Genomic DNA, 24889 nt, shown 5'->3' with positions numbered 1-24889 from the left:
CGAAACCCCGCGCCTGGCGGACGCGCCCGCCGCATCGGAATCGGACCAACCAAACTCGTACGTACCGAGCCCCGCAAGTTCGGGGCGGTCAAGCAGGACATCAGCCATGTTTACCTCTTCTTCCATCCACGACAACCCGGATATTAGTCCGGTCATCCCCGGCGGGTCTCGATCAGGAGAACCGCGGGAACGGGTTGTGAGGACGGCTACTTTGCGCGCCTTTACACGTTCAAGGATCACGCCGTGCTGCATCGCGGTCATCTGGACAGCGCGCATAAAAAATCGTTGAACACCCCACCCTAGGCTCTTGGTTTTCATCTGGCTAGAGGCCGGCGGGGTTTCGCAGCAGCCCCGGAGGAGCGGATGCCCAGGCCGGTCCCCGAGGGCACGGTGGACACATCCTCCCCGCACGGAAGGGCCTTAGAGTGTCTGAATACTCGTGCCCACGACGTCGCTTCCACCGAGCGGGCCGGGCGCGAACATCCGACGTGAAAGTCCGAGGAACCCATGACCGACACCATTGCTCCCGCCAACCCCGCGCACGGAGTCGGCCTGACCGAGGCGGCCGCGCAGAAGGTGCGCAGCCTGCTCCGTCAGGAGGGGCGCGACGACCTGCGACTGCGCGTCGCCGTGCAGCCCGGCGGCTGTTCCGGCCTGATCTACCAGCTCTACTTCGACGAGCGCATCCTCGAGGGTGACGCGCGCGTCGACTTCGACGGCGTCGAGGTCGTCCTCGACAAGATGAGCGTGCCCTATCTCGAGGGCGCGTCCATCGACTTCGAGGACACCATCGCGAAGCAGGGCTTCACCATCGACAACCCGAACGCCGGCGGCAGCTGCGCCTGCGGAGACTCCTTCAGCTAGCGGACACTCCGGCGGCACGGGATCGGATCGGCGCGGCCTCGCATCCGTTCGCCGTCGGGTTCAGCCACCGCCCACATGGATGCCCGGCCGGCGCGCCGGATCGGTCTCGCTCTTGCGCAGGATCTCGCGCACCACGGGGGCGGTGTCGCCCTGGCCCAGCAACAGATAACGCAGGAGGTGCCCGATCGGGTTACCCTCTGACCATTCGAAGTAAGCCTGCGGGCGCACCTCGGTCGCATCCCGGAGGGCCAGCAGGATGGCCGCGATGGCGTTCGGCGCCGCCGGGCTCTCGGCGCGGAGAATGCGGTACCCGTCGACTTCGACGCCTCGGACGCGCAGCGTTTCGCTGAAGCTCGACGGATCGACCACGGTGATCTCCAGGAACAGGAGGTCGGCCGCGCCGGGAACGGGGTTCATGCCTCGCTGTTCCCGTTCCTTGTCGGCGTACTCCGCCCGGTCCCCGGTGGCCCGTTTGTTCGCGATCAGGTTGAGAGCCCCGTCGAAGACGATCGAGTCCCGCACGAAGCGACGGGCGGCCTCATCGAACTCGACCCGTTCCACCCGCAGCTCCGTCGTGCGCGACACCCGGGAGATCAGGGACACGGTGACGATTCCGAGGATGAAGAAGATTGAGATGGTGATCCCGTCGGGTTTCTCGATGATGTTGTCGACGAGCGCGTAGACCAGAACCAGGGTCAGGATGCCGAAGGCGATGCCGGCCCTCCGTTGCTTGTGGGTCACCGCCGAGATGGTGACCGCCACGGCCCCGGACACCATCATCGCCAGGATCCCGGTGGCGTACGCTCCGGCCTGGGCGTTGACGTCGGCGTTGAACCCGATCGTGATCAGCACGCTGACGGCCGTGTAGACCAGCACGACCGGTCGAACGGCGCGGCTCCACTCGGGGGCCATCCCGTAGGCCGGGAGGTAGCGGGGCACGATGTTGATCAGGCCCGCCATCGCCGATGCGCCGGCGAACCACAGGATCAGGATGCTGCTCACGTCGTAGACCGTGCCGAACCCGTTCCCGACGAGTTCGTGCGCCAGGTAGGCCAGCGCGCGACCGTTGGCATCGCCTCCCGGCTGGAACGCGTCGGCGGGGATCAGGACCGTCGTGACCAGGCTGCTGGCCAGCAGGTAGACGCTCATGATGACGGCCGCGGCGGTCAGTAGTTTGCGGGTGTTGCGGATGCGCGACGCGAGCCGTTCCTGGGTGGTCTGACCGCTCGCGGCGACCAGCGGCATCATGCTGACGCCGGTTTCGAAGCCGGAGAGGCCCAGGACAAGGAGCGGGAAGGCGATGATCGCCGGGCCGAGGATGTTGCCGAAGCCCAGGCCGCCCGAGGTCACGGCGTCGGTCCACGCCGTGAGCGTGCCCGGGTCGGTGACGATGCCGTACAGGCCGACGGCGATCACGATCCCGTTGAGGAGCAGGAAGATCACGACCAGGGGCACGGCGACCGCGACGGCCTCGCGGAAGCCCAGCAGGAACACCCCGCCGAGCACCAGGAGCAGCGTCACCGTGATCGGCACGGCCTGCCCCTCGAGGAAGGCCGGCGCGTAGGGATTCTCCAGCAGGTGCACCGTGGCATCCGCGGAGGAGAGGGTGATGGTGATGATCCAGCTCGTGGCGACGAAGCCGAGCAGCACCAGAACGAAGACCTTGCCCCGCCAGAACGGGAGGAGGCGCTCCAGCATCGCCACCGAGCCCTGCCCGTGCGGGCTCTCCTTGGCCACCCGGCGGTACATCGGCAGCATGCCGAGCAGGGTCAGGGCCACGATCAGGAGGGTGGCCAGCGGCGACAGGGCCCCCGCCGCCAGAACGGCGATGCCCGGCAGGTATGACAGGGTCGAGAAATAGTCGACGCCGGTCAGGCACATCACCTTCCACCAGGAGTGCGTCGACTCGGTGCTCTCCGCGGCCTCCGGCCCCACCGGCTGCACCTGGTTCTGCATCAACCAGCGAGCCAGGGGGCTCGGCGGCCCCCCGGGGAGGAGCGGCCGGGGAACGCTCTCGGGAATCTCCGGAACCTCAATTGCAGTCATCAGTGTCCTTTGCACACGCGTCGTGTCCGCCGATGGTCAGGTCGTGAGACCGCGCCGGCACAACCACCATTCTCGACCCCGTCGCGCCCGTTTCAACCCGGCGCGCCCTAATTGAGCTCGTCGGGCTGGGCAAGCGGCCCCGGCCGCGTCAGCGTGCGCCGACGACCATCCACCGGGAGGCCCGGGCGCGCAGCCCCAGGGTCACCGCGCGGGCGCCGAGGTACCCGAACGCGAAGGCCGACATCAGCCAGGCCAGGCCCGCGGCCCCGGAGGGCGCCCAGAGCATGACCGCGACGGCCAGCGGTGCGAAGGCGGCCAGGTTGACCACGCCGGTCAGGGCCAGGTAGCGCGCGTCGCCCGCGCCGATCAGCACCCCGTCGAGCACGAAGACCACGCCGCCGAGCGGAACCGAGAGCCCGAGCACGATCAGCGTCGCCGGCAGCAGGCCGCTGACCTCGGTCGCGGTCGTGAACAGCCGGCCGAGCACCCCGCTCGCGGCGACCACGAGAAGGCCGAGGGCGGCTCCGCTGAGCACTCCCCACTCGAGGCAGCGCCGCAGCACCGCGCGTACGCCGGCCAGGTTGCCAGCGCCGAGGCCCTGGCCGACGAGCGCCTGGGCCGCGATCGCGAGGGCGTCGAGGGCGAAGGCGAGGGTGGCGAAGAGTGTCATGGCGATCTGGAAGGCCGCCAGTTCGGGGGACCCGAGGCTCGTGGCGACGTAGACCGCGAGGAGCATGGCTGCCCGCAGGCTGACCGTGCGCAGGAACAGCCAGCCGCCGGACGTCGCGCCGCGCAGCATCCCGGCCCGGTGCGGGCGCAGGGGCGCGCCCTCCCGGCGGGCATGGCGGCCGACGACGGCCAGGTAGACGGCCACCATCGCCCACTGGGCGACGACCGTGCCGAGGGCCGAACCGACGATGCCGAGGCCCAGCCCGTAGATGAACAGCGCATTCAGCAGGATGTTGGCCGAGAACCCGATCCCGGCCACCCACAGCGGGGTGCGCGTGTCCTGCAGCCCCCGGAGCAGCCCGGTCGCCGCGAAGACGAGCAGCATGGCCGGCAGGCCGAACATCGAGATGCCCAGGTAGCTCGCGGCCGCGGCGGTGACCGCGGCATCCGCCCCGAAGGCGCCGACGAGGAGGGGAGTGGCGAACCAGCCGACAATCGCGAGCACCACGCCGAGGCCGAGGGCCAGCCAGAGCCCGTCGATGCCGACGGCGACGGCCCGGCGCCGGTCACCGGCTCCCAGCCAGCGGGCCACGGCGGGCGTGGTGCTGTAGGCCAGGAACACCATCAGCCCGATGATCGTCTGCAGCACCGCACTGGCGAGGCCGAGGCCGGCCAGCGGCACGGTGCCGAGGTGGCCGACCATGGCGGAGTCCGCGAGCAGGAACAGCGGTTCGGCGATGAGCGCGCCGACGGCGGGGAGGGCGAGGCGCAGGATCTCGCGGTCGATGGGCTGCGGGCGGAGCATGGTGACGGTGATGCTCACGACTCTAGTTCAGCCGTTCGGGAGCGCCCGGCCTCTCGCCCGCCGGGGCGCCGCGGGCCCGGTCGTGAGGGTGCCGCGCGCCGGGCCAAGTGTGCCCGTTCCGGTCGAGAGTGGCCGGCATTGCGGGCACTCTCGACCGGAATGGGAACAAGGGGCGGTGGGGGAGTCGGTTCCGGGCGCCGTGGGGCGCAGCTTGGGCAGCATGAGCGCCGTCATCGAGACCCGAGATCTGCAGAAGCGATTCGGCCGGGTGCGGGCCCTCGACGGCCTCGACCTGTCGGTCCCGGCCGGCGAGGTGCACGGCTTCCTGGGGCCGAACGGGGCCGGCAAGTCCACCACGATTCGCGTGCTGCTCGGCCTCTACCGCGCGAGCGGCGGCACCGCGACGGTGTTCGGCGGCAACCCCTGGACGGATGCCGTGGCCCTCCACCGCCGCATCGCCTACGTCCCGGGCGACGTGAGCCTGTGGCCCAATCTCTCCGGCGGCGAGGCGATCGACCTGCTCGGACGACTCCGCGGCGCTGACCCCGCCGCGAACCGGGACCGTCGCCGGCACCTCCTCGAGGTCTTCGAACTCGACCCGACGAAGAAGGGACGTGCCTATTCGAAGGGCAACCGACAGAAGGTCGCGTTCGTCGCCGCCCTCGCGACGGCGGCCGACCTGTACATCCTGGACGAGCCGACCTCCGGCCTCGACCCGCTGATGGAGGCCGTCTTCCGCCGTGAGATCCGGGCCGCGGTATCCGACGGCGCCACCGAACTGCTCTCGAGCCACATCCTCTCCGAGGTGGAACACCTCTGCGACCGGGTGAGCATAATCCGGGCCGGCAAGACCGTCGAGACCGGCACGCTGGCCGACCTCCGCCACCTCACCGGCACCGAGATCGCCTTCGCGAGCACGGGTCTGACGGATGCCGACCTGGCCGGCTGGCCCAGCGCATCCCGGCTGCCCGCGATCTGGTCAGCTCGAACGGGCAGGTGGCCTTTACCGCCGACAACGACGCCCTGCCCGAGGTGCTGCCGGTGCTCGCGCAGCTGCGGGTGCAGGGCCTGACGATCGCTCCGCCGTCGCTCGAAGACCTCTTTCTGCGCCACTACCGCGACGAGATACCGGGTCGGCCGGCCGCCGGAGCGTCCCGATGAGCACTCTCGGGCCTCTGCTGCGGCTCCGCCGCGACCGGTTGCAGGTGCCCGTCTGGATCGCCTCATTCGGCGCCCTGGCCTTCTTCAGCGGCGTCGCGGTGGCGGGCAACTTCGGCGCCCTGGCCGAGCGCGAGGCCCTCGTGCGCATCGCCGTGCTCACCCCCACCATCCTGATGTTCCGCGGCGCGCCCCAGGGCGCCGCGGTGGATGCGCTCGTCTTCTTCCTGACCTTCGCCACTATCGCCCTGATGGCCGCCTTCATGAGCGCCTTCCTCGCCGTGCGGCACTCGCGCGCCGAGGAGGCGTCCGGGCGGGCCGAACTGGTCGGTGCGACGCCGGCCGGCCGGCTGATCCCGCTGGTCGCCACGATGGTGCACGGCGTCGGGACGGCCCTCGCGGCCGGCGCCGCGGTGGCCCTGGGCCTGCTGGCAGCCGGGTTCGAGGCGGCCGGTTCGACCCTTTTCGGGCTGGCCGTGGCCGGCACTTCCGTCGTCTTCCTCGGCGTCGGCCTGGTCTGCGCCCAGATCATGCGCACCTCCCGGGGCGCGAACGGGCTCGCGTCGGCGCTGATCGGCGTCGCCTACGTGCTGCGCGCCGCGGGGGATGCCGGGGGCGCGCCCTCCGCCGACGGCCTCCGCATCACCAGCGCGTGGCCGAGCCGGCTCTCGCCCATCGGCTGGGGCCAGCAGACCCAGGCGTACACGACCAACAACCCCACGCCCCTGCTGCTCGACCTGGCGTTCGCGGCGCTGCTCCTCGGCGTCGCCCTGGTGCTGCAGGCGGTGCGTGACCTGGACTCCAGCCTGATCGCGGAACGACCCGGGCGCGAGCATGCCCGGCGCACCCTGCGGGGCTCGTTCGGCCTGGCCTGGCGACTGCAGTATCCGGCGATCCTCGGCTGGTCGATCGCCGGTCTGTTCCTCGGCGTGGTGGCCGGCACCCTCGGCGAGACGGTCGTCGACCTGGTGCGGGGGAACGCCGCGTTCGAGGGGATCCTCGCCGGGATGGCGGGAGGCGACCGCGGATCGATCATCGACGTGTTCACCGCGGCCCTGTTCGGCCTGATCGGCATTCTTGCGGCGGCGGCCGCGATGCAGGCGATGATCCGGATGCGCCAGGAAGAGGCCGACGGTTCGGCGGAACTGCTGCTCTCCGCGCCGTTGAACCGCGTGCGCTGGCTGCTCGACTACATCCTCCTCGGCGGCCTGGCCCTGACGCTGGTGCTCGCGACGGCGGTCGTCGGCGCCGTCCTCGGGCTGGCCCAGACGACGGCTGCCCAGGCGGGCGACCGGATTCGGAGCGTCGCCGAGTCCGGGCTCGCCCAGGTTCCGGCGGCCCTGCTCATCCTGCTCGCCGGGGCCCTGTTCTTCGCGTACCTGCCGCGCGCCAGCATCGGGATCGGCTGGGCCCTGCTGCTGGTCGCCGTGCTGATCGGCCAGTTCGGCGACCTCCTCGACCTGCCGGACTGGCTGCAGGCCCTCTCGCCGTTCAGCCACACGCCGGTCGTCGTCGGAACCGGAGCCGACTGGAGCGAGGGCTGGTGGATGGTGGGCATCGCGCTGTGCCTCGGCGCCGCGGCGGTCATCGGCGTGCGTCGGCGCGACCTGGCCCTGTGAGCCCGAACCCCGCGACCATCAGGCGAGAGCGCATAGGGTGGGAGGCATGACTGACCTGGTGACCGCGTCCGGAATCGACATCGACGAACTCGACCCCGCCCTCCGGCCGCAGGACGACCTCTTCCGCCATGTGAACGGCAAGTGGATCGCCCGCGCCGAGATCCCGGCCGACAAGGCCCGCTGGGGGTCCTTCTACCTGCTCGCCGAGGAGTCGGAGAAGGCCGTCAGGGTGATCATCCTGGACGCCCAGTCCGCGGTGCCCGGCACCGAGGAGCGCAAGCTCGGCGACCTCTACGCGAGCTTCATGGATGAGGAGCGCGTCGAGCGGCTCGGCGCGACCCCCCTCGCGGCCGACCTCGCCACCATTGACGGCATCACCTCCATCCACGCGCTGCTCGGCACCCTCGGCCGCTTCGAGCGCGCCGGCGTGTCCGGCGCCTTCCAGCTGCACGTGGACAACGACCCCGGCGACCCCGAGCGGTACCTGGTCTTCGTCGAGCAGGCCGGGCTCGGCCTGCCGGACGAGTCCTACTACCGCGATGAGAAGTCCGCCGCCATCCGCGAGGCCTATCAGGCGTTCCTGGCCCGGATGCTGGGCCTCGCCGGCCTCGCGGACGCCGCCGGCCGGGCCGAACGCGTCTTCGCCCTCGAAACAGAACTCGCCACCCACCACTGGGACAAGGTTCGTTGCCGCGACAGCGAGAAGACCTACAACCTCAAGACCTGGGGCCAGGTGACCGCTCTCGCTGCCGGCGCCGACCTGCAGCTCTGGCTGGAGGGGCTCGACGCCCCCGCCAACGCCTTCGACGAGGTCGTCGTGCGCCAGCCCAGCTTCGTGACCGGGCTCGCCGAGATGCTGACCGAAGACCGGATCGAGGCCTGGCAGGACTGGCTGCGGTGGCAGGTCATCCGTTCGAGCGCCGCTTTCCTCTCCAGCGACTTCGTCGAGGCCAGTTTCGACTTCTACGGCCGCACCCTGACCGGAACCCCGCAGCTGCGGGACCGGTGGAAGCGCGGCGTCTCCCTGGTCGAGGGAGCACTCGGCGAGGCGGTCGGCCGCATCTACGTGGAGCGTCACTTCAAGCCCAGCGCCAAGGCGAGCATGGACGTTCTCGTCGCCAACCTGGTCGAGGCGTACCGGCAGAGCATCATCCAGCTCGACTGGATGACCGAGGAGACCCGCACCCGGGCCCTCGAGAAGCTGGAGCTGTTCACTCCGAAGATCGGCTACCCGGTCAAGTGGCGGGACTATTCGAGCCTGCCCGTCTCCGCCGACGACCTGCTCGCCAACGTTCACGCCACGAACGAGTTCGAGTTCCAGCGGGAACTCGGCAAGATCGGCAACCCGCTCGACCGGGACGAGTGGTTCATGACCCCGCAGACCATCAACGCGTACTACAACCCGGGGTTCAACGAGATCGTCTTCCCGGCCGCGATCCTGCAGCCCCCCTTCTTCGACGACGCGCGCGACGCCGCGGCCAACTACGGTGCCATCGGCGCCGTGATCGGCCACGAGATCGGCCACGGCTTCGACGACCAGGGCTCGAAGTACGACGGCACCGGGCTCCTCATCGACTGGTGGACCGAGGATGACCGCATCGCCTTCGAGCAGCGCACCAGCTCCCTGATCGAGCAGTTCAACGAGCTCGCGCCCCGGCAGGTGCCCGACCACCACGTCAACGGTGCGCTCACCGTCGGCGAGAACATCGGCGACCTCGGCGGACTATCGATCGCCTGGAAGGCCTATCTCCTCTCACTGGACGGCCAGGAGCCGCCCGTGATCGACGGGTTCACCGGCGCGCAGCGGTTCTTCCTCTCCTGGGCGCAGGCCTGGCAGCTGAAGATGCGCGACGAGGAGGCCATCCGCCTCCTGTCGATCGATCCGCACTCGCCCAATGAATTCCGCTGCAACCAGATCGTGCGCAACATCGAAGCGTTCTACACGGCCTTCGACGTCACGCCGGAAGACGAGTTGTGGCTGGCCCCGGAAAAGCGCGTCACGATCTGGTGACCGCCCAGGACTCAGAGCGACGGTCTCGTCACTCGTCCGCGCGCCGCGGGCGGCACGGCGGCACGGAGTCCGCGGGGAACTTCGGCCGCGGATTCCAGGCGCTTGGGGAGCTCGCCGTCGACGGGGTGCAGGTCTCGGCCCGGGCCACAGACCTGGTCACCGGCCGGGTGCTCTTCTCCGTCGACGACCACGTCGTCATGCCCACAGCGGGCATCGGCACCGTGCTCCTCCTGATCGAGGTGGCGGCCCGGCTCCGGGACGCCGACTTCGGCGCGTACACGATCCTCGATCGCACCGTCGCCGACTCGGCCGGCGGATCCGGCCTCTGGCAGCACCTCCAGGCGCCGTCGCTGCCCGTCGCCGACCTGGCGGCCCTGATCGGCGCGGCCAACGACAACCTGGCCACGAACGTGCTCATCCGTGCGGTCGGGCTGGACGCCGTTCGCGCCCGCACCGAACAGCTCGGCCTCGGCCGAACGGCCCTGCTCGATCTCGTGCGCGATCGCCGCGGTCCCGACGACGCGCCCCAGCTGTCGGTCGCCAGTGCCAAGGAGCTGACCTGGCTGTTCACGGCGCTCGCCCGGGGCGAGGTCGTCGACGCCGAGGCGAGTGAACGCGTGATCGGCTGGCTGTCGCTGGGCGCCGACCTGTCCATGGTGGCCAGCGCCTTCGGCTTCGACCCGCTCGCCCACCGGGAAAAAGACCACGGCCTGCTGCTGGTCAACAAGACCGGCACGGATGTCGGCGTCCGCAGCGAGGTCGGCATCCTGCGTGGCCCCCGCGCGGGCGTGACCTACGCGGTGTCGATGTCCTTCGCCGACACCCGCCTGTCTTCCCGCCTCGCCGTGCTGGACGGCATGCGCGCCGTCGGCCTCGACCTGCTGGAATACGTGCACTGACCTGCCGCGACGCTGCCCAGCGAGACGCTGACACAGCGCTGCCCCGCGAAGGGATCCTTCGCGGGGCAGCGGGCCGGTCGACAGCAGGTGTCAGCAGCAGGTGGTCACAAGTAGGTGCTCAGCAGCAGCGACCCTGCGGGTTGATGTCCTGCCGGTCGGTCTGGTCCCGCCAGAATTCGCGTTCCGTCATCATCCGCGGGGAGTCGCAGGCTGCGGCATCCGTGGCATGAAGCGACTCGTGGTGGGCCTTGTACTTGTCCCAGGCGTCTTCACCCATGACCCCTTTCACGAACCAGGCGACGTTCCTGGCGCCGGTGCGAACCGTGGCGAGGAGACTCATCGGCGGGTCGTCCTCTCCGGGGTGCCGACCTTGGCAACCTTGGCCTGCGCGGTCTGCGCGTCCCAGAGCGACGACAGGGCCTTCTCGGCCGGGGTCGCGCCGAAGCCCGACGGGGCGAACATCTGCGACGGCACCGCGTCATCTTCATTGGTGCCGAAGTCGCGGGTCTTGTAGGACTTCCATGTGGCCTGCACGGCGGTGATCATCACGATGATGGCCAGCACCACGAACAGGATCGAGAGGATGCCCTGAACCATCGTGTTGCGCACGACGGCTTCCATCGCCTCGACGGTCTTCGCCGTGCCGAAGGTCGTGAGCCCGTCATCGAGCGCCTTGGAGAAGGCGCGGTTCTGGGCGAAGTAGCCCACGGCGGGAACGGTCGAGAAGATCTTCAGGAACGACGCGTAAATGGTCACGACGGCGGCGAAGGTCAACGGCAGGGCCACGATCCACAGGTACTTGAACAGCCCGCGCTTGGCCACGATCGCCAGGCAGACGGCCAGCGCGATCGCTGCGAGCAGCTGGTTCGCGATGCCGAACAGCGGGAACAGTGTGTTGATGCCGCCGAGCGGGTCGGTGACTCCCATGATGAGCACGGCACCCCAGGCGGCGACCATGATGCCGGTCGTCAGCCAGGCGCCTGCACGCCAGGACGTGTTCTTGAACTTCGGGAAGAAGTTGCCCAGGCTGTCCTGCAGCATGAAGCGGGCCACGCGGGTGCCGGCATCGACGGCGGTCAGGATGAACAGGGCCTCGAACATGATGGCGAAGTGGTACCAGAACGCCATCATCCCCTGGCCGCCGATGACCTGGTGCATGATGTTGGCCAGTCCGACCGACAGAGTCGGGGCGCCGCCGGAGCGGGAGACGATGGTGGACTCGCCGACGTTCTTCGCCGTCTCGGTGAGCATGTCCGGGGTCAGGTTGACGCCGGTCAGGCCCAGGCCGTTCACGAATGCGACGGCGCCTTCGACGGTGCCGCCGGTGAGGGCAGCGGAGGAGTTCATGGCGAAGTAGATCCCGCGGTCGATCGACAGGGCGGCGACGAGCGCCATGATGGCAACGAACGATTCCATCAACATGCCGCCGTAGCCGATGAAGCGCGTCTGGCGCTCCTTCTCGATCAGCTTCGGCGTGGTGCCGGAGGCGATCAGGGCGTGGAAGCCGGAGAGGGCGCCACAGGCGATGGTGACGAAGAGGAACGGGAAGAGCGAGCCGCTCACCACGGGGCCGCCGCCGTTGACGAACTCGCTGGTGGCCGGTGCCGCGATCTCCGGGCGAACGATGATGATCGCGAGGGCGAGCATCCCGATCGTGCCGATCTTCATGAAGGTGGAGAGGTAGTCCCGGGGAGCAAGCAGCAGCCAGACCGGGAGGATGGCGGCCACGAAGCCGTAGATGATGATGCCGATCGCGAGGGGCAGCGGGTCGACGTGGAAGAAGGATGCGCCCCACTCGGTGTCCGCGATCATGCCGCCGCCGACGATGGCGGCCAGTAGCAGGATGAATCCGATGATCGAGATCTCGCTGACGCGGCCCGGGCGGAAGAAGCGCAGGTAGACGCCCATGAACAGGGCGATCGGGATGGTCATCGAGACCGAGAAGACGCCCCACGGGCTGGCCGCGAGGGCGTTGACGACGACGAGGGCGAGGATGGCCACGATGATGACCATGATCGCGAGGGTCGCGATCAGGGCGGCCGTGCCGCCGACCTTGCCGAGCTCGTCCCGTGCCATCTGGCCCAGGGAACGTCCGCCGCGGCGCATCGAGAAGAACAGCACCAGGTAGTCCTGAACCGCACCGGCGAGGACGACGCCGACGATGATCCAGATCGTGCCCGGCAGGTAGCCCATCTGGGCGGCCAGGACGGGACCGACGAGCGGTCCGGCGCCGGCGATCGCGGCGAAGTGGTGGCCGAAGAGGACTCGGCGGTCAGTCGCGGCGTAGTCCTTGCCGTCGGCCTTGTATTCGGCCGGAGTCGCGCGCCGGTCATCGGGCCGGGTCAGGTGCTTCTGGATGTAGTTGGAGTAGAAGCGGTACCCGATGAGGTAGGTGCAGACGGCGGCGAAGACGAACCAGATGGCGTTGACGGTTTCCCCGCGAACCACGGCGAGCATCACCCAGCTCAGGCCGCCGAGCAGTGAGATCCCGCCCCAGAGCGCGATCTTGGCCGGAGTCCAGTGCGCCTCTTCGGCGTCGTGCGTGGTCTGGTCGAGGGCTACGGGCAACAGCGCCGGATCCCGGTCCAGTGCGTCCACCCCCTCGGTTGAATCGTGTGGCGTGCGGGGCTTGGTGCCCATGATCTCTCCCTTGAGGCCCCGCAAGGACTGCGGAATTCCTTAGCTAGGCTAACAGCCGAACGGCGGAATCCGGACGCACGCCTAAAATAGGGTGAGCGCCGGTCGGCTTGTGCCTGATCCTCCGCGATTTCCCGCTCTTTCCACCTTTTCCACCTTCGACCATTGGAGCCACCGTGGCCGCCCCCACCCGCCTCGATTCCGTCATCGCCCTCGCCCGCCACCGCGGGTTCGTCTTCCAGGCCGGTGAAATCTACGGCGGATCCCGGTCCGCCTGGGACTACGGGCCGCTCGGGGTGGAGCTCAAGGAGAACATCAAGAAGCAGTGGTGGCGCTTCATGGTCACCAGCCGCAACGACGTGGTGGGCCTCGATTCCTCGGTGATCCTGCCGCGCAAGGTGTGGGAGGCATCCGGTCACGTCGAGGTCTTCAGCGACCCGCTGGTCGAGTGCACGAGCTGCCACAAGCGGTTCCGGGCCGACCACCTCGAGGAGGAATTCGAGGAGAAGAAGGGCCGCCCGCCCGAGGGCGGCATCGACGGCATTCCCTGCCCGAACTGCGGCAACCGCCACATCTGGACCGAGCCGCGCGCCTTCTCCGGCCTGCTCAAGACCTACCTCGGCCCGGTCGACGACGAGGCCGGCATGCACTACCTGCGCCCCGAGACCGCGCAGGGCATCTTCGTGAACTTCGCCAACGTGCTGCAGGCGGCGCGCATGAAGCCGCCGTTCGGCATCGGCCAGATCGGCAAGAGCTTCCGCAACGAGATCACCCCGGGAAACTTCATCTTCCGCACCCGCGAGTTCGAGCAGATGGAGATGGAATTCTTCGTCGAGCCGGGCACGGATGAGACGTGGCACCAGTACTGGATCGACCAGCGGATGGCCTGGTACACCGGCCTCGGCATCAACATCGACAACCTGCGCCTGTTCGAACACCCGGCCGAGAAGCTCTCCCACTACTCCAAGCGCACCGTGGACATCGAATACCGCTTCGGCTTCAGCGGCAGTGAATTCGGCGAGCTCGAAGGCGTCGCGAACCGCACCGACTTCGACCTGAAGACGCACGCCGCGGCATCCGGAAAGGACCTCTCCTACTTCGACCAGACGAAGAACGAGCGCTGGGTCCCGTACGTGATCGAGCCCGCTGCCGGCCTCACCCGCTCGCTGATGGCGTTCCTCGTGGACGCGTACCACGAGGAGGAAGTGCCCAACGCGAAGGGCGGCGTCGACAAGCGCACCGTGCTGAAGCTCGACCCGCGCCTCGCGCCGATCAAGGTCGCCGTGCTGCCCCTGTCCCGCAACGAGGCGCTGTCGCCGATGGCGAAATCCCTCGCGGCGCGGCTGCGCGAGTCGTGGAACGTCGACTTCGACGACGCCGGCGCGATCGGCCGGCGCTACCGCCGCCAGGACGAGATCGGCACCCCGTATTGCGTCACGGTCGACTTCGACTCGCTCGAGGACCAGGCCGTCACCGTGCGCGACCGCGACACCATGGCGCAGGAGCGCGTGCCGCTCGACGCGCTCGACGCCTACCTCGCCGTGCGCCTCCGCGGCGCCTAGCCGGCATTCGGCCGTCGTCGGCGCCCCGTCGCCGGGGTCTGTCGGCGTCGCCGCCGGTTTGTGCGCATAACTCCTGCAATTCGACACGGCCCGGCCGCGCTCCCGCGTGTTTCCGGGGCGCCGGCCGCCCCGCGCGACGAATTGCAGGAGTTATGCACGTGCTGGGCACCTGGGCGACCCGGAGAGTTGCCGGTGACCGGGTAGCGAGGCGGGGTGGTCTGCGGGGCTGACTCGGAAGAGCGGGGTGACCGGTGGGGCTAACTCAGGAGGAAACCCGGCCGGTGGGGCTAACTCAGGAGGAAACCCGGACGGGAGCCCGGGCAGGCCCGGAACGGCGGGACGCCGGCGGCCCGGCTCGGCGTTTCTCCTGAATTAGCCGCAAGAGGCGGCGGGAGACGGATGCCCGGACGAAGACGGGGTCAGGATGCCGCGGGGCCGATATCGGCCACCGTGGCCGACGAACCGGCGGCTGGAAGCTGAACCTCGATGCCGAACAGGGCGCCGAGCCCGGTCAGGTACGCGGCCTGCTCGCCGGCGCGGGCCAGTTCGCGGGACCGCACCATCGGGGTGTGCAGCAGCACGCCGGCGAGGTGGCGCAGGGCAGCCTCGGTCTGCTCGCTGGAGTCGCCCCGGCCGCGGGCCCGCAGGATCTCGCCGTCGAGGATGTCGAAGACGTGGCTGCGTAACGCGACGACGGCCGGGGCCAGGCTCTGTTCTTCGGCGACCGCGGAGAATTTGCGCGCCGCGCGGCCCACGATCAGGCGGGCGTCGCTGGTGGCATTGAGCTCTTCCAACGGCGCGTGGATGCGGATGGTCTCGAGGTCGAGGAGTTCCACCCCCGCCAGTTCGGTGACGTCGGGGTCGACGTTGCGCGGCAGCCCCAGGTCGATGATGAGCCGGCGCGGGGCCTCGGCCGCGGCATCCGTCGGGCAGGAGGGAAGGTGCGGCAGGGCGCCTCCGACCGGGGTCTGCGCCGTGACGGCCAGGCCGGCGCGGAGAAGCGCCGCGTTGACCACGTGGTCGTCGGCGGTCGTGCAGGTGAGGATGAGGTCGGCCAGGGCCGATTCCGCCGCGAAGTCCGCCTCGGCGACGGCGGTGATCTGGTGCGAGGAGGCGAATTTGCGGGCGCGGCCCGACGGGGAGTACACCCGCACGTCCTCGGCGCCGAGGTCGCGCAGGGCGGCGAGGGAGGCGCCGGCGTACCGGCCGGTGCCGACGAGGAGAACGCGGGTCTGGCCCCAGTCCGTGACGCGGCTCTCGGCCAGTTCGAGCGCGAGGCGCACCAGCGAACGGCCGGCGGCGCCGATCCCGGTGCGGTTCTTGACACCGCGGGAGGTCTGGGAGGCGCGCTGGAAGAGGCGCTCCAGTTCGGGGCTCGTGGTGCCGCCGAGGCGGGCCTGCTCAAGCGAGCGTCGCACCTGGCCGGCGATCTCGCCCTCGCCGACGACGACGGATTCGAGCCCGCTGGTGACGGCGAAGAGGTGCTCGGCGACGCTGCTGCCGTGCACGAGGTCCAGGGTGCCCCGGAGGACCTCGGCGGTGACGCCCGTGCTTGCGCTGACCCCGTCGATAGCGGCGTGAATGGCCGTCAGGGGGGATGCCCCCGCCGGTTCGTCGAGGTCGAGGTAGGCCTCGAAACGGTTGCAGGTGGCGACGATGACGGCTCCGACCAGGGCGGGATGCCGCTCCAGGATGTCTTCGGCCGTGTCGCCTGAGCCGACGGACAATCTCTCCAGCACCTCGAAGCTGGAGTTCTTGTGGCTGGCGGACAGGCAGATCAACACTCACCGAGTCTACGACGCCCCGGAGGGGGCGGAATCGCCCGCGGCTTGGAAGTTTGACAGAATCAAGGCAATGAACCTCGACGCGCAACACCCTCTGGCCACCGGACTCACCACCGATTCCCGCCTCATCCGCGCCTACCAGGGCACCCGACCGGACGTGACGCCGGTCTGGTTCATGCGGCAGGCCGGTCGATCGCTGCCCGAATACCGGTCGCTGCGGGTCGGCACCCGCATGCTCGACGCCTGCCTCGACCCGGAGATGGCGAGTGAGATCACGCTGCAGCCCGTGCGCCGTCACAACGTCGACGCCGGCATCCTGTTCAGCGACATCGTCATCCCGCTCAAGCTGGTCGGCGTCGACGTGGAGATCGTCGCCGGCATGGGCCCGGTGCTCGGCCAGGCCGTGCGCACCGCCAAGGATGTCGCGGAGCTCACCGCCCTCGATCCGGCCGTGCTCGAGCAGACCCTCGCGCCCATCGGCCAGGCCGTCGCCCGCACCGTGGCCGAGCTGGGGTCGACGCCGCTGATCGGTTTCGCCGGCGCCCCGTTCACCCTGGCGGCCTACCTCGTCGAGGGCGGACCGTCCAAGGACCACATCCACGCCCGCACGCTCATGCACGCCGACCCCGACGCCTGGGCGGCCCTGATGGCCTGGACGGCGGAGGTCACCGGGCGCTTCCTGCGCGCCCAGGTCCTGGCCGGCGCCAGCGCCGCGCAGCTGTTCGATTCCTGGGCGGGCGCGCTCTCCCTGGACGACTACACCCGGTACGTCGCCCCGGCGTCGGCCGCGGCGATCGCCCACGTGCGTGACCTCACCTACGACGAGGGCTCGGCCGCAGGGGCCGCCGGCACAGGCGCCGCCGACACCACCGACACGGATGCCGCGGCCTCCGTGCGCCGCAACGTCCCGGTCGTGCACTTCGGCGTCGGCACCGGCGAACTGCTCAAGGAGATGCACGGCGTCGGCGCCGACGTCGTCGGCGTCGACTACCGGGTTCCTCTCGACGAGGCCAACCGCCGACTCGGCGGCCTGGTCCCCGTGCAGGGCAACGTGGATCCCGCGATGCTCGCCGCCCCGTGGCCGGTGCTCGAGGCGCACGTTCTCGACGTGCTCGAGCGCGGCCGCACGGCGCCGTCGCACGTGCTGAACCTGGGCCACGGCGTGCCGCCCCTGACCGACCCGAACGTTCTCACCCGCCTGGTGGCCTTCGTACACGAGGTCACCGCCGGCGCATGAAAGACGTCATCGTCATCGGCGGCGGGGTGGCCGGTCTCGTGGCCGCCCGCGCCTGTGCGCGAATCGGGCTCAGCGTCACCGTCCTCGAGGCCACCGCCGCGCTCGGCGGTGCGGTCGGCAGCCACGAGGTGGCCGGCCTCCGCCTCGACAGCGGCGCCGAGAGTTTCGCCGTGCGACGCAACGCCGTCGCCGAGTTCGTGGACGGCCTCGGGCTGACCGACCGGATCGTGGCCCCGAATCCCGCCGGGGCCTGGCTCCACCTGCCCGACGACCGCACGCCCGGCGGTTCCCTCAGCGTTCCCCTGCCCAAGGCGGGCGTACTCGGCATCCCCGGTTCGCCCCTGGCCGATGACGTGCGGCGGGTGATCGGCTGGAGCGGCGCCCTGCGCGCCTACCTCGACCGGCTGATGCCGGTTCTGACGATCGGCCGCGAACACAGCCTGGGCGAACTCGTGCGCAAGCGGATGGGACGCCGGGTGCTCGACCGGCTCGTCGAACCGGTCACCACGGGCGTGTACTCGTCGTCGGCCGACGACCTCGAGGTCGACGTCGTCGCCCCCGGGCTCAACTCAGCGCTGACCGTGACGGGTTCCCTCTCCGGCGCCGTCCTGTCGTTGCGTTCGGCCGCGCCGGCCGGTTCCGCCGTGGCCGGCCTCCACGGCGGCATGTCCAGCCTGGTCGGGGCGCTGGTCGCCGATCTCGAGCACTTCGGCGTGCAGATCGAGACGGATGCGCCTGTCACCGCGCTCCGCCGCGCCGGCAGCGACGAGGAACCGACCTGGACGGTCACCCGCCGCCCGGCTGCCGCAATGACGGCAACGGCTTCGACGCCGGCAACCGCCGCGACGCCGGGGGATGCCGCCACGCCCGCCGCGGATGCCGCGGGCCCGGAGCCCCTCGACGCCCGCTTCGTCATCATCGCGACCCCGGGCGCACAGGCGCTCGGCCTCGTCGCCTCCCTCAGCCCGGCCCATGCGGCGCTCGCCGAACTCGCCTGGCCGAGCCCCACGGCGATCGAGCTCGCCACGATCGTGATCGACGCACCGGAGCTCGACGCGAATCCGCGCGGCACCGGCGCGCTCGTCGCCTCCGGCACGCCCGGGGTGACCGCCAAGGCGCTCACCCACGTGACCGCCAAGTGGGAATGGGTGGCCGCGGCCGCCGGTCCGGGGCGCCACGTCATCCGTCTGTCCTACGGCCGGGCCGGCCAGGACAGCCCCACCGCCGCCCTGTCCGACCAGGAACTGCTCGCCCTCGCCCTCCGGGACGCCCGCACGATCCTGGGTGTCGACCTCGACGCCGGGGCCGTGCAGGGCTTCGCCCGCACCGTCTGGGGCGACGCCCTGTCACCGGCAACCGTGGGCGCCCCCGCCCGGGTGACCCAGGTGCGCGAACTGCTGGCCGCGACCCCCGGGCTCGAACTGACCGGTGCCTGGCTGGCCGGAACCGGCCTCGCCTCGGTGATCCCGGATGCCCTGGCCGCGGCCTCCCGCACCCGGCACGCGGCCCTCGGCCTCTAGGGTTCGGCCCGACCAGCCTGAGAATCGGCACCCGGTTTCAGATCGGCGCCGTCGGAGATACGTCTCATCCCGGATGGGGGATACTCTGATCAGATACGTGCACCTTGAGGAATGGAGTCACACATGCGGGGAAAGCTTCTGTTCGTCACCGGCGGACTTGTCGGCTACGTTCTCGGCGCGCGCGCCGGGCGCAAGCGCTACGACCAGATCGTTGCGGCGGCACAGGACCTGTGGAGCCGTCCGCCCGTGCAGCGCCGGGTGAACGAGGCCCGCGACTTCGCCCTCGAGCGTGTCGGGGATGTGCCCTCGGCGCTCCTCGAAGGGGGCCGCAAGCTGGTCGCCACGGTTCAGGCCAAGACCGGGCAGGACAAGGCCGGGCAGGACAAGGCCGGCCGAACGACCGGAACCACGGATGTCCCCACGGTTCGCCGCGTCACCGTGACGACGAACGGTCCGACGACCTCACCCGCTGAGCCGTTCGACTCGGCTCCCTCCGCCTGAGCCACGACGTAGCCGCCGCGACATTTCGAATGAAGGGGGAACTGTGAGCAACAGTGGAGTCAAAATCAATGGATTGAACGGCAACGGCCTCAACCCGAAGATCCGCCGTTCGTTGTCCTCTCTGCTCGGCGAACTGCCCGGTCAGATCGGCGCCCTCGTGCAGGCGGAGCTCCAGGCGTTCAAGGCCGAGATGGCCGACAAGGCGAAGAACGTCGGCTTCGGCGTCGCACTGTTCGTCGTGGCCGGCGTGCTGGCGTTCTTCGCCACCGGCGTGCTGGTCGCGGTCGCCGTGATCGCGCTCGCCCTGGTCCTGCCGCTGTGGCTGGCGGGGCTGCTGGTTGCCCTGGCCATGCTGCTGATCGCCTTCCTTCTGGCGCTGCTCGGGCGCAACCGGGTGAAGGCCGGAACCGCGACGGATCCGAACGGCCTGACGGCGAGCATCCGTCGCGACGTAGACGTTTTCAAGGGAGTTGGCGACTATGAGCACTGAACCGAAGATGAGCGCTGCACCGAAGACGAGCACCGAACTGACGATGAGCATCGCGCCGAAGACAGGCGCCGAGTCGAAGACCATCGTCGTGCCGGTCGAGCCGGCAAAGTCCGCGCCCCGGTCGAAGGCCGAGTTGCGCGGCCAGGCGTCGGACGCCCGCGCCGAACTCGCGCGCACCCTCGACGCGATCGAGTACAAGCTCAACCTCCCCAAGCAGTTCCGGTACAAGTCGCGCCGGGCCGTGCTTCGCCTGCGGCGGATGCGGGACGAGAACCCCCTGGCGCTGGCCGGCCTCGCCGCGGTCGCCGCCGCGGTCCTGGGCGGATCGGTCTGGCTCGGGGCGAACGCCGTCCGCCGCCGCTGAACCGCGGCTGAACCGTCGCGAACCGGCGTGGAGCCGCGGCCGTCTTTTGGCTCTCGGACCAAAGAAGTAGAGACTAGTACCCATGACTCACCCGGCTGCCGGAGAGGCAGTAAACCCACCTCACTCCACCACCTCTGCCGAGACCCACCCTCCGATCGACCCTCCCGAGGCGTCGCCGCAGGGGTTCACTCTGTTCGCGGTGCTGCGCAAGGACCCCGCGAACCCGGACGACCTCGACGGCCATGACGTTCCCCACGCTGTGCTCGAGCTCGACGACGTCGTGGACCTGGTCGAGGCCGAGGGCGTCACCGTGCGAGGCTTCTACGACGTCTCCGGACTCCGGGCCGACGCCGACGTGATGATCTGGACCCACGCCCCGGACGCCGAGACCCTGCAGTGGGCCCATCGCCAGCTGCGCCGCAGCCGCCTGCTCAAGAGCCTGCTGCCGACCTGGAACGCCATGGGCGTGCACCGCGACGCCGAGTTCAACAAGAGCCATGTGCCCGGTTTCCTGCGCGGAGTCGAGCCCAAGGGCTGGCTCACCGTCTACCCGTTCGTGCGCAGCTACGAGTGGTACCTGCTGCCCGAGGCCGAGCGCAGCAAGATGCTGGCCGACCACGGCCGCAAGGGCGCGGCCTTCCGCGGCGCGATCGCGAACACGGTCTCGTCCTTCGCCCTCGGCGACTACGAATGGCTGCTTCCGATCGAAAGCGACGAACTCACCGAACTCGTCGACCTGATGCGCGAGCTGCGGGCCACCGAGGCTCGCCGTCACGTGCGCGAAGAGGTCCCGTTCTACACCGGCCGCCGCATCACGACGGCCGAACTCGTGGAGGTTTTGCAGTAATGACAACTTACGACGCCATCCTGCTCGCCGGTTTCGGCGGCCCAGAGGGCCAGGACGACGTGATCCCGTTCCTGCGCAACGTCACCGGCGGGCGCGGCATCCCCGAGGAGCGCCTCGAAGAGGTCGCCAAGCACTACCGCCACTTCGGCGGGGTCAGCCCGATCAACGACCAGAACCGCGTGCTCCGCGCCGCGCTCCAGGCCGAGCTCGACCGCCGTGGCATCGACCTGCCCGTGCTCTGGGGCAACCGCAACTGGGCGCCCTACCTGCGCGATACGATCGCCGAGGCCAACGAGAACGGCCAGAAGCGCCTGCTCGCCATCGCCACCAGCGCGTACAGCTCCTACTCCGGCTGCCGCCAGTACCGCGAGGACTTCGCGGCGGCACTGACCGCAACCGGCCTCGAGGGCGTGGTGCAGATCGACAAGGTGCGCCAGTTCTTCGACCACCCCGGCTTCGTGACCCCGTTCGTGACCGCCCTTCAGAAGGGGCTTGCGGATGTCGAGGCCCAGGTTCCCGGCATTGACCCGGCGACCGAGGTGGAGATCCTGTTCTCCACCCACTCGATCCCGATGACCGACGCCAACAAGAGCGGCCCGGCCGAGCGCGGTTTCGGCGAGGGCGGCGCGTACGCCGCGCAGCACCTGGCCGTGGCCCAGAAGGTCATGGCCGGCCTGGACATCCCGTGGCAGCTGGTCTTCCAGTCCCGCAGCGGCCCGCCCAGCATGCCGTGGCTCGAGCCCGACATCAATGACGCCATCACTCTGCTGCCGGCCCGGGGCATCCGTGCCGTCGTGATCGTGCCGCTCGGCTTCGTCAGCGACCACATGGAGGTCATGTGGGACCTCGACAACGAGGCCACCGAGACGGCCGGGGAACTCGGCCTGGTCTCCGTGCGCGTGCCGACGCCCGGCGTCGACCCGGCCTTCGTCAGCGGGCTGATCGACCTGGTCGAGGAGCGCCTGAACGACACCCCCGACGCCGATCGGCCGCATCAGACCGACCTCGGGCCCTGGTACGACGTGTGTCGCCCCGGCTGCTGCGAGAACGTCCGCCTGGGCTTCAAGCCCGCCGTCGCCGGGATGGCTCCGTGAGCCTGATTCGCGTCGGCACGCGCGGCAGCGCCCTTGCCCTGGCCCAGACCACGGCGATCGCGAATCGCATCGCGACCGCGGCCGGCGCCGAGGTGGAGATCGTTCCGATCACGACGCACGGCGACACCTCCCGGGAACCCCTGTCGAGCCTGGGCGGAACCGGCGTCTTCGCCAGCGCCCTGCGCGAGTCCCTGTTGGCCGGTGACTGCGACGTGGTCGTGCACTCTTTGAAGGACCTGCCGACCGCCGCCTATCCCGGCCTCCGCATCGGCGCCACCCCGAAGCGCGCGGATGCCCGCGACGTGCTGGTCGCCCGCGGCGTGCTGACCTTCGACACGCTGCCCCAGGGCGCGCGCGTGGGCACCGGCTCCCCGCGGCGGGTGGCCCAGCTGCTAGCGCGGCGCCCCGACCTCGACATCGTCGACATCCGCGGCAACGTCGACACCCGACTGGGCCGGGTCGCCGAGGGTGACCTGGACGCCGTCATCCTGGCTGCAGCCGGCCTCAGCCGGCTGGCCCTCCTCGAATCCGTCGACGGGGAGTACCTGGAACTCTCGGAGTGGCCCACCGCTCCCGGCCAGGGCGCGCTCGCGATCGAGGTGCGCGAGGGGAAGATCGACCGGGCCCTCGCCTCGGCGCTGGCCACCCTCAACCACGCCACCACGCAGGCCACGACCACCGCCGAGCGGCTCGTTCTGGCCCGGCTCGAGGCCGGCTGCGCCGCGCCGATCGGCACGATGGCAGCCATCGACGACGGGCTCCTGTTCCTCACCGCCACGGTCTACAGCCCGGACGGCACCCGCAGCGTCGTGAGCTCTCACGCCGCCACACCCGAGTCGCACTCCCTTGTGCACCTGACCGAGGCGGCCGAGGATGTCTCCGACCGGGTGGCTCGAGACCTGCTCGCGGGCGGCGCTGCCGGGTTCGCCCCGATTGAGGTGACCTCGTGATGACCGCGCGCTACCGGAAGATCGAACCGGCCGACAAGCCGCTGACCGGCTGGCGCGTGCTCGTGCCCCGCGGCGGCCCCTGGGGAGACCACGTCGCCGCCGACCTGCGGGCCAGGGGGGCGCAGCCGATCGTCGCGCCGATGATCAACTTCGCCGCGACCGACGACGCCCCCGCGCTCGACGAGGCCCTGGCCCGTCTCGCCGCCGGCGACTTCGACTGGATGACCGTCACCAGCGCCACCACGGTCGACGTGCTCACCTCTCATCGCGCCGTCGTCGCCTCCGGCACGCGCATCGCCGCGGTCGGCGAGACCACGGCCGCCGCTTTGATGGCCGCAGGCTACCGGGTGGACCTCGTCCCCTCCGAGGACAACTCGGCCCGGGGACTGCTCGAGGAGTGGGAGGCGGCCACCTCAGGCCAGGTGCCGCTGCGCATCCTGACCCTGCGGTCGGAGATCGCCAAGCCGTTGCTGACCGAGGGTCTGCGCCGCATCGGCCACGACGTCTCGTCGGTCGTCGCGTACCGCACCATCGGGGTGCCGGTGGATCAGCGTGTCGTCGCCGATGTCGCGGCCGGCAACGTGCAGGCCCTGCTCGTCACCTCGGGGAGCGTCGCCCAGCAGGTCAAGGACCAGTTCGGCCCGATTCCGGAGACCACCGTGGTGGCGTGCATCGGACCGCGCACGGCGAAGGATGCGGCCGCGATCGGCCTGCGGGTCGACGTGGTGGCCGACGCGCCCAGCGCCGAGTCCCTGATCCAGGCGCTGGTGCACGTGGCCGAGTCCCCCTGAGGTCCCCTCTCCCGGTCGCACCCTTATCCCGGTCGCACCCTCTCCCGGTCGCACCCTTATCCCGCTTCCCCTCCCCGCAAACTTCGTCTTCGTCTTCGTCTTCGTGTTCGTGTTCGTCTTCGTCGCCGAGCCGTGAGTTTGGCCCCTGTTTCTCGCCCGGGGAGGGGCCGAACTCACGGTTCGGCGAGGTTTCGGCGCCGCGTTTCCGCCGTTGGGGAGCAGGCGGCTGTGAGAGGTCAGGGCGTCTTTCAACCGCCGATCCCGTCGGTTCATCGGGCGGGCGGATGGCTGGGTCGTCCCACGAGTAACACCCGCCTCATTCGTAACTATCTGCGAAATACTTTGGTAAATGGTTGAGATAGTCTCGACACCACGTACGCTTTTTGCTAAAATCGGGGCATGGCAGGAGCATCCGCACCGCAGTCACCAGCCGCCCCGGCAGAGGCGGCAGATTCACCTGTGCAGCTGATCCGGCGGGCGGGGTTGGCTGTGGCCGCCGCACTCGACTCCCTGACGTTATCGCGGCTCACCGACACCGACGCCCTGGCCGTCCTTGGCGCGGTGGAGCAGCTCGGCCGCCGGGTCGACGCGGCCAGGGTGTCTACGGCGACGGATGTCGCGGACCGCTCCCGCAGCATCCTCGGCCACGATTCCCTGGCCTGGAAACAGGGGGCCAGCAACGGCATCGACCTGATCACGCGCCTCACCCGGGTCTCCGCCCGCGAAGCGAACCGGCGGGTGCGGCTCGGCGGGAACGTCTCGGATCGCCGGGCCGGCACCAGCATGCTGCCCCCGTACTACCCGACCGTCGCCGCGGGACTGACCGCGGGCGACCTGGGTGTCGACGCGGCCGAGGCCATCGTCACGGCCCTCGACAAGGTCAGCCCGAGCGTCGCCCCGGACGACCTCCTGACCGCGGAACGTGCGCTGGTCGCCGCCGCTACCGGTGCCATCACCGAAGAAACAGCGGGGCTGCCGGGGGAGGGGTTCGCGTTCCCCGCGGACCTGATCCGGGGCATGGCCCTGCAGTGGCAGGCCCGG

General features: G+C 70.1%; 20 protein-coding genes and 2 pseudogenes. 16 read left to right on the top strand and 6 right to left on the bottom strand.

Features of this window, described 5'->3' with window-relative positions; all coding sequences use genetic code 11:
- A pseudogene (locus tag E3T42_RS17055) lies at positions 1-318 on the bottom strand (hypothetical protein); the annotation flags it as partial.
- Positions 319-507: 189 nt separating this feature from the next.
- Between E3T42_RS17055 and erpA the strand changes: the two are divergent.
- Positions 508-864: an iron-sulfur cluster insertion protein ErpA gene (gene erpA / locus E3T42_RS09240; protein ID WP_134366555.1), complete on the top strand. Its 357-nt coding sequence runs from the start codon at positions 508-510 to the stop codon at positions 862-864.
- 60 nt (positions 865-924) lie between these two features.
- Here erpA and E3T42_RS09235 read toward each other — a convergent pair whose 3' ends face one another.
- The gene (locus tag E3T42_RS09235) at positions 925-2910 is read right to left on the bottom strand and encodes an APC family permease (RefSeq protein ID WP_134402889.1); all 1986 of its coding nucleotides are present in this window, start codon (positions 2908-2910) and stop codon (positions 925-927) included.
- A 148-nt stretch (positions 2911-3058) separates the two neighbouring features.
- Positions 3059-4384 (bottom strand): MATE family efflux transporter, encoded by a 1326-nt coding sequence (locus E3T42_RS09230; RefSeq protein WP_134402890.1) that lies wholly within the window; start codon positions 4382-4384, stop codon positions 3059-3061.
- A gap of 220 nt (positions 4385-4604) precedes the next feature.
- Here E3T42_RS09230 and E3T42_RS09225 point away from each other — a divergent pair.
- The 4 genes and pseudogenes from E3T42_RS09225 (at position 4605) to E3T42_RS09210 (ending at position 10071) form a co-directional block, all read left to right on the top strand.
- Positions 4605-5545: pseudogene (locus tag E3T42_RS09225) on the top strand (ATP-binding cassette domain-containing protein).
- Positions 5542-7161 carry an ABC transporter permease gene (locus tag E3T42_RS09220; RefSeq protein ID WP_134366553.1) on the top strand — a complete coding sequence of 540 codons (1620 nt, stop codon included), beginning with the start codon at positions 5542-5544 and terminating at the stop codon, positions 7159-7161. Before E3T42_RS09225 ends, E3T42_RS09220 begins: the two are co-directional and overlap by 4 nt.
- A gap of 46 nt (positions 7162-7207) precedes the next feature.
- Positions 7208-9172, top strand: a complete 1965-nt coding sequence (locus E3T42_RS09215) for a M13 family metallopeptidase (RefSeq protein ID WP_134366552.1) — start codon at positions 7208-7210, stop codon at positions 9170-9172.
- Entirely contained in the window at positions 9169-10071 is a 903-nt protein-coding gene (locus E3T42_RS09210; RefSeq protein WP_241975961.1) for a serine hydrolase, read from the top strand. Before E3T42_RS09215 ends, E3T42_RS09210 begins: the two co-directional genes overlap by 4 nt.
- A gap of 118 nt (positions 10072-10189) precedes the next feature.
- On the opposite strand, the gene E3T42_RS09205 is transcribed toward E3T42_RS09210, so the two are convergent.
- Both E3T42_RS09205 and E3T42_RS09200 read right to left on the bottom strand, forming a co-directional pair.
- Positions 10190-10411 (bottom strand): YbdD/YjiX family protein, encoded by a 222-nt coding sequence (locus E3T42_RS09205; RefSeq protein ID WP_134366551.1) that lies wholly within the window; start codon positions 10409-10411, stop codon positions 10190-10192.
- Positions 10408-12711 (bottom strand): carbon starvation CstA family protein, encoded by a 2304-nt coding sequence (locus tag E3T42_RS09200; RefSeq protein WP_134366550.1) that lies wholly within the window; start codon positions 12709-12711, stop codon positions 10408-10410. The genes E3T42_RS09205 and E3T42_RS09200 overlap by 4 nt, the downstream gene beginning before the upstream one ends.
- A 173-nt stretch (positions 12712-12884) precedes the next feature.
- Between E3T42_RS09200 and E3T42_RS09195 the strand changes: the two genes are divergently transcribed.
- Positions 12885-14270, top strand: coding sequence for a glycine--tRNA ligase (locus E3T42_RS09195; protein ID WP_134366549.1), 1386 nt, complete (start codon positions 12885-12887; stop codon positions 14268-14270).
- A gap of 419 nt (positions 14271-14689) precedes the next feature.
- On the opposite strand, the gene E3T42_RS09190 is transcribed toward E3T42_RS09195, so the two are convergent.
- Positions 14690-16054 carry a glutamyl-tRNA reductase gene (locus E3T42_RS09190; RefSeq protein WP_134366548.1) on the bottom strand — a complete coding sequence of 455 codons (1365 nt, stop codon included), beginning with the start codon at positions 16052-16054 and terminating at the stop codon, positions 14690-14692.
- Positions 16055-16124: 70 nt separating this feature from the next.
- Between E3T42_RS09190 and E3T42_RS09185 the strand changes: the two genes are divergently transcribed.
- The 10 genes from E3T42_RS09185 to E3T42_RS09140 form a co-directional block, all read left to right on the top strand.
- Positions 16125-17291, top strand: coding sequence for a uroporphyrinogen decarboxylase (locus E3T42_RS09185; protein ID WP_134366547.1), 1167 nt, complete (start codon positions 16125-16127; stop codon positions 17289-17291).
- Entirely contained in the window at positions 17288-18811 is a 1524-nt protein-coding gene (hemG, locus tag E3T42_RS09180; RefSeq protein WP_134366546.1) for a protoporphyrinogen oxidase, read from the top strand. Before E3T42_RS09185 ends, hemG begins: the two co-directional genes overlap by 4 nt.
- Positions 18812-18934: 123 nt before the next feature.
- Positions 18935-19312 carry a YtxH domain-containing protein gene (locus tag E3T42_RS09175; RefSeq protein ID WP_134402888.1) on the top strand — a complete coding sequence of 126 codons (378 nt, stop codon included), beginning with the start codon at positions 18935-18937 and terminating at the stop codon, positions 19310-19312.
- A 43-nt stretch (positions 19313-19355) separates the two neighbouring features.
- Positions 19356-19802 carry a phage holin family protein gene (locus E3T42_RS09170; RefSeq protein ID WP_160141136.1) on the top strand — a complete coding sequence of 149 codons (447 nt, stop codon included), beginning with the start codon at positions 19356-19358 and terminating at the stop codon, positions 19800-19802.
- Entirely contained in the window at positions 19792-20166 is a 375-nt protein-coding gene (locus tag E3T42_RS17305) for a hypothetical protein (RefSeq protein WP_241975959.1), read from the top strand. Before E3T42_RS09170 ends, E3T42_RS17305 begins: the two co-directional genes overlap by 11 nt.
- A gap of 82 nt (positions 20167-20248) precedes the next feature.
- Positions 20249-21013 (top strand): hydrogen peroxide-dependent heme synthase, encoded by a 765-nt coding sequence (gene hemQ, locus E3T42_RS09160; RefSeq protein ID WP_134365904.1) that lies wholly within the window; start codon positions 20249-20251, stop codon positions 21011-21013.
- A complete protein-coding gene (locus E3T42_RS09155) occupies positions 21013-22107 on the top strand; it encodes a ferrochelatase (protein WP_134365905.1) in 1095 nt (364 codons plus the stop codon). The genes hemQ and E3T42_RS09155 overlap by 1 nt, the downstream gene beginning before the upstream one ends.
- Positions 22104-23057, top strand: coding sequence for a hydroxymethylbilane synthase (gene hemC / locus E3T42_RS09150; RefSeq protein WP_134365906.1), 954 nt, complete (start codon positions 22104-22106; stop codon positions 23055-23057). Before E3T42_RS09155 ends, hemC begins: the two co-directional genes overlap by 4 nt.
- The gene (locus E3T42_RS09145; protein WP_134365907.1) at positions 23057-23848 is read left to right on the top strand and encodes a uroporphyrinogen-III synthase; all 792 of its coding nucleotides are present in this window, start codon (positions 23057-23059) and stop codon (positions 23846-23848) included. The genes hemC and E3T42_RS09145 overlap by 1 nt, the downstream gene beginning before the upstream one ends.
- A 399-nt stretch (positions 23849-24247) precedes the next feature.
- Positions 24248-24889: DUF222 domain-containing protein (locus E3T42_RS09140; protein WP_134402887.1), on the top strand; the 642-nt coding region annotated here is incomplete at its 3' end.

It is taken from the genome of Cryobacterium sp. TMT4-10 (genome assembly GCF_004403275.1).
Lineage (GTDB): Bacteria > Actinomycetota > Actinomycetes > Actinomycetales > Microbacteriaceae > Cryobacterium > Cryobacterium shii.
The sequence above is the reverse complement of the archived record's forward strand: the minus strand, read 5'-3'. Positions and strand labels throughout refer to the sequence as shown.

What these genes read in the sequence shown, in the direction of transcription:
- E3T42_RS09155 (WP_134365905.1), top strand. Translation starts at nt 21,013, where the DNA reads ATGACAACTTACGACGCCATCCTGCTCGCCGGTTTCGGCGGCCCAGAG.
- hemG (WP_134366546.1), top strand. Translation starts at nt 17,288, where the DNA reads ATGAAAGACGTCATCGTCATCGGCGGCGGGGTGGCCGGTCTCGTGGCC.
- erpA (WP_134366555.1), top strand. Translation starts at nt 508, where the DNA reads ATGACCGACACCATTGCTCCCGCCAACCCCGCGCACGGAGTCGGCCTG.
- hemQ (WP_134365904.1), top strand. Translation starts at nt 20,249, where the DNA reads ATGACTCACCCGGCTGCCGGAGAGGCAGTAAACCCACCTCACTCCACC.
- E3T42_RS09215 (WP_134366552.1), top strand. Translation starts at nt 7,208, where the DNA reads ATGACTGACCTGGTGACCGCGTCCGGAATCGACATCGACGAACTCGAC.
- E3T42_RS09145 (WP_134365907.1), top strand. Translation starts at nt 23,057, where the DNA reads ATGACCGCGCGCTACCGGAAGATCGAACCGGCCGACAAGCCGCTGACC.
- E3T42_RS09235 (WP_134402889.1), bottom strand. Translation starts at nt 2,910, where the DNA reads ATGACTGCAATTGAGGTTCCGGAGATTCCCGAGAGCGTTCCCCGGCCG.
- E3T42_RS09175 (WP_134402888.1), top strand. Translation starts at nt 18,935, where the DNA reads ATGCGGGGAAAGCTTCTGTTCGTCACCGGCGGACTTGTCGGCTACGTT.
- E3T42_RS09200 (WP_134366550.1), bottom strand. Translation starts at nt 12,711, where the DNA reads ATGGGCACCAAGCCCCGCACGCCACACGATTCAACCGAGGGGGTGGAC.
- E3T42_RS09220 (WP_134366553.1), top strand. Translation starts at nt 5,542, where the DNA reads ATGAGCACTCTCGGGCCTCTGCTGCGGCTCCGCCGCGACCGGTTGCAG.
- E3T42_RS17305 (WP_241975959.1), top strand. Translation starts at nt 19,792, where the DNA reads ATGAGCACTGAACCGAAGATGAGCGCTGCACCGAAGACGAGCACCGAA.
- E3T42_RS09230 (WP_134402890.1), bottom strand. Translation starts at nt 4,384, where the DNA reads ATGCTCCGCCCGCAGCCCATCGACCGCGAGATCCTGCGCCTCGCCCTC.
- E3T42_RS09205 (WP_134366551.1), bottom strand. Translation starts at nt 10,411, where the DNA reads ATGAGTCTCCTCGCCACGGTTCGCACCGGCGCCAGGAACGTCGCCTGG.
- E3T42_RS09185 (WP_134366547.1), top strand. Translation starts at nt 16,125, where the DNA reads ATGAACCTCGACGCGCAACACCCTCTGGCCACCGGACTCACCACCGAT.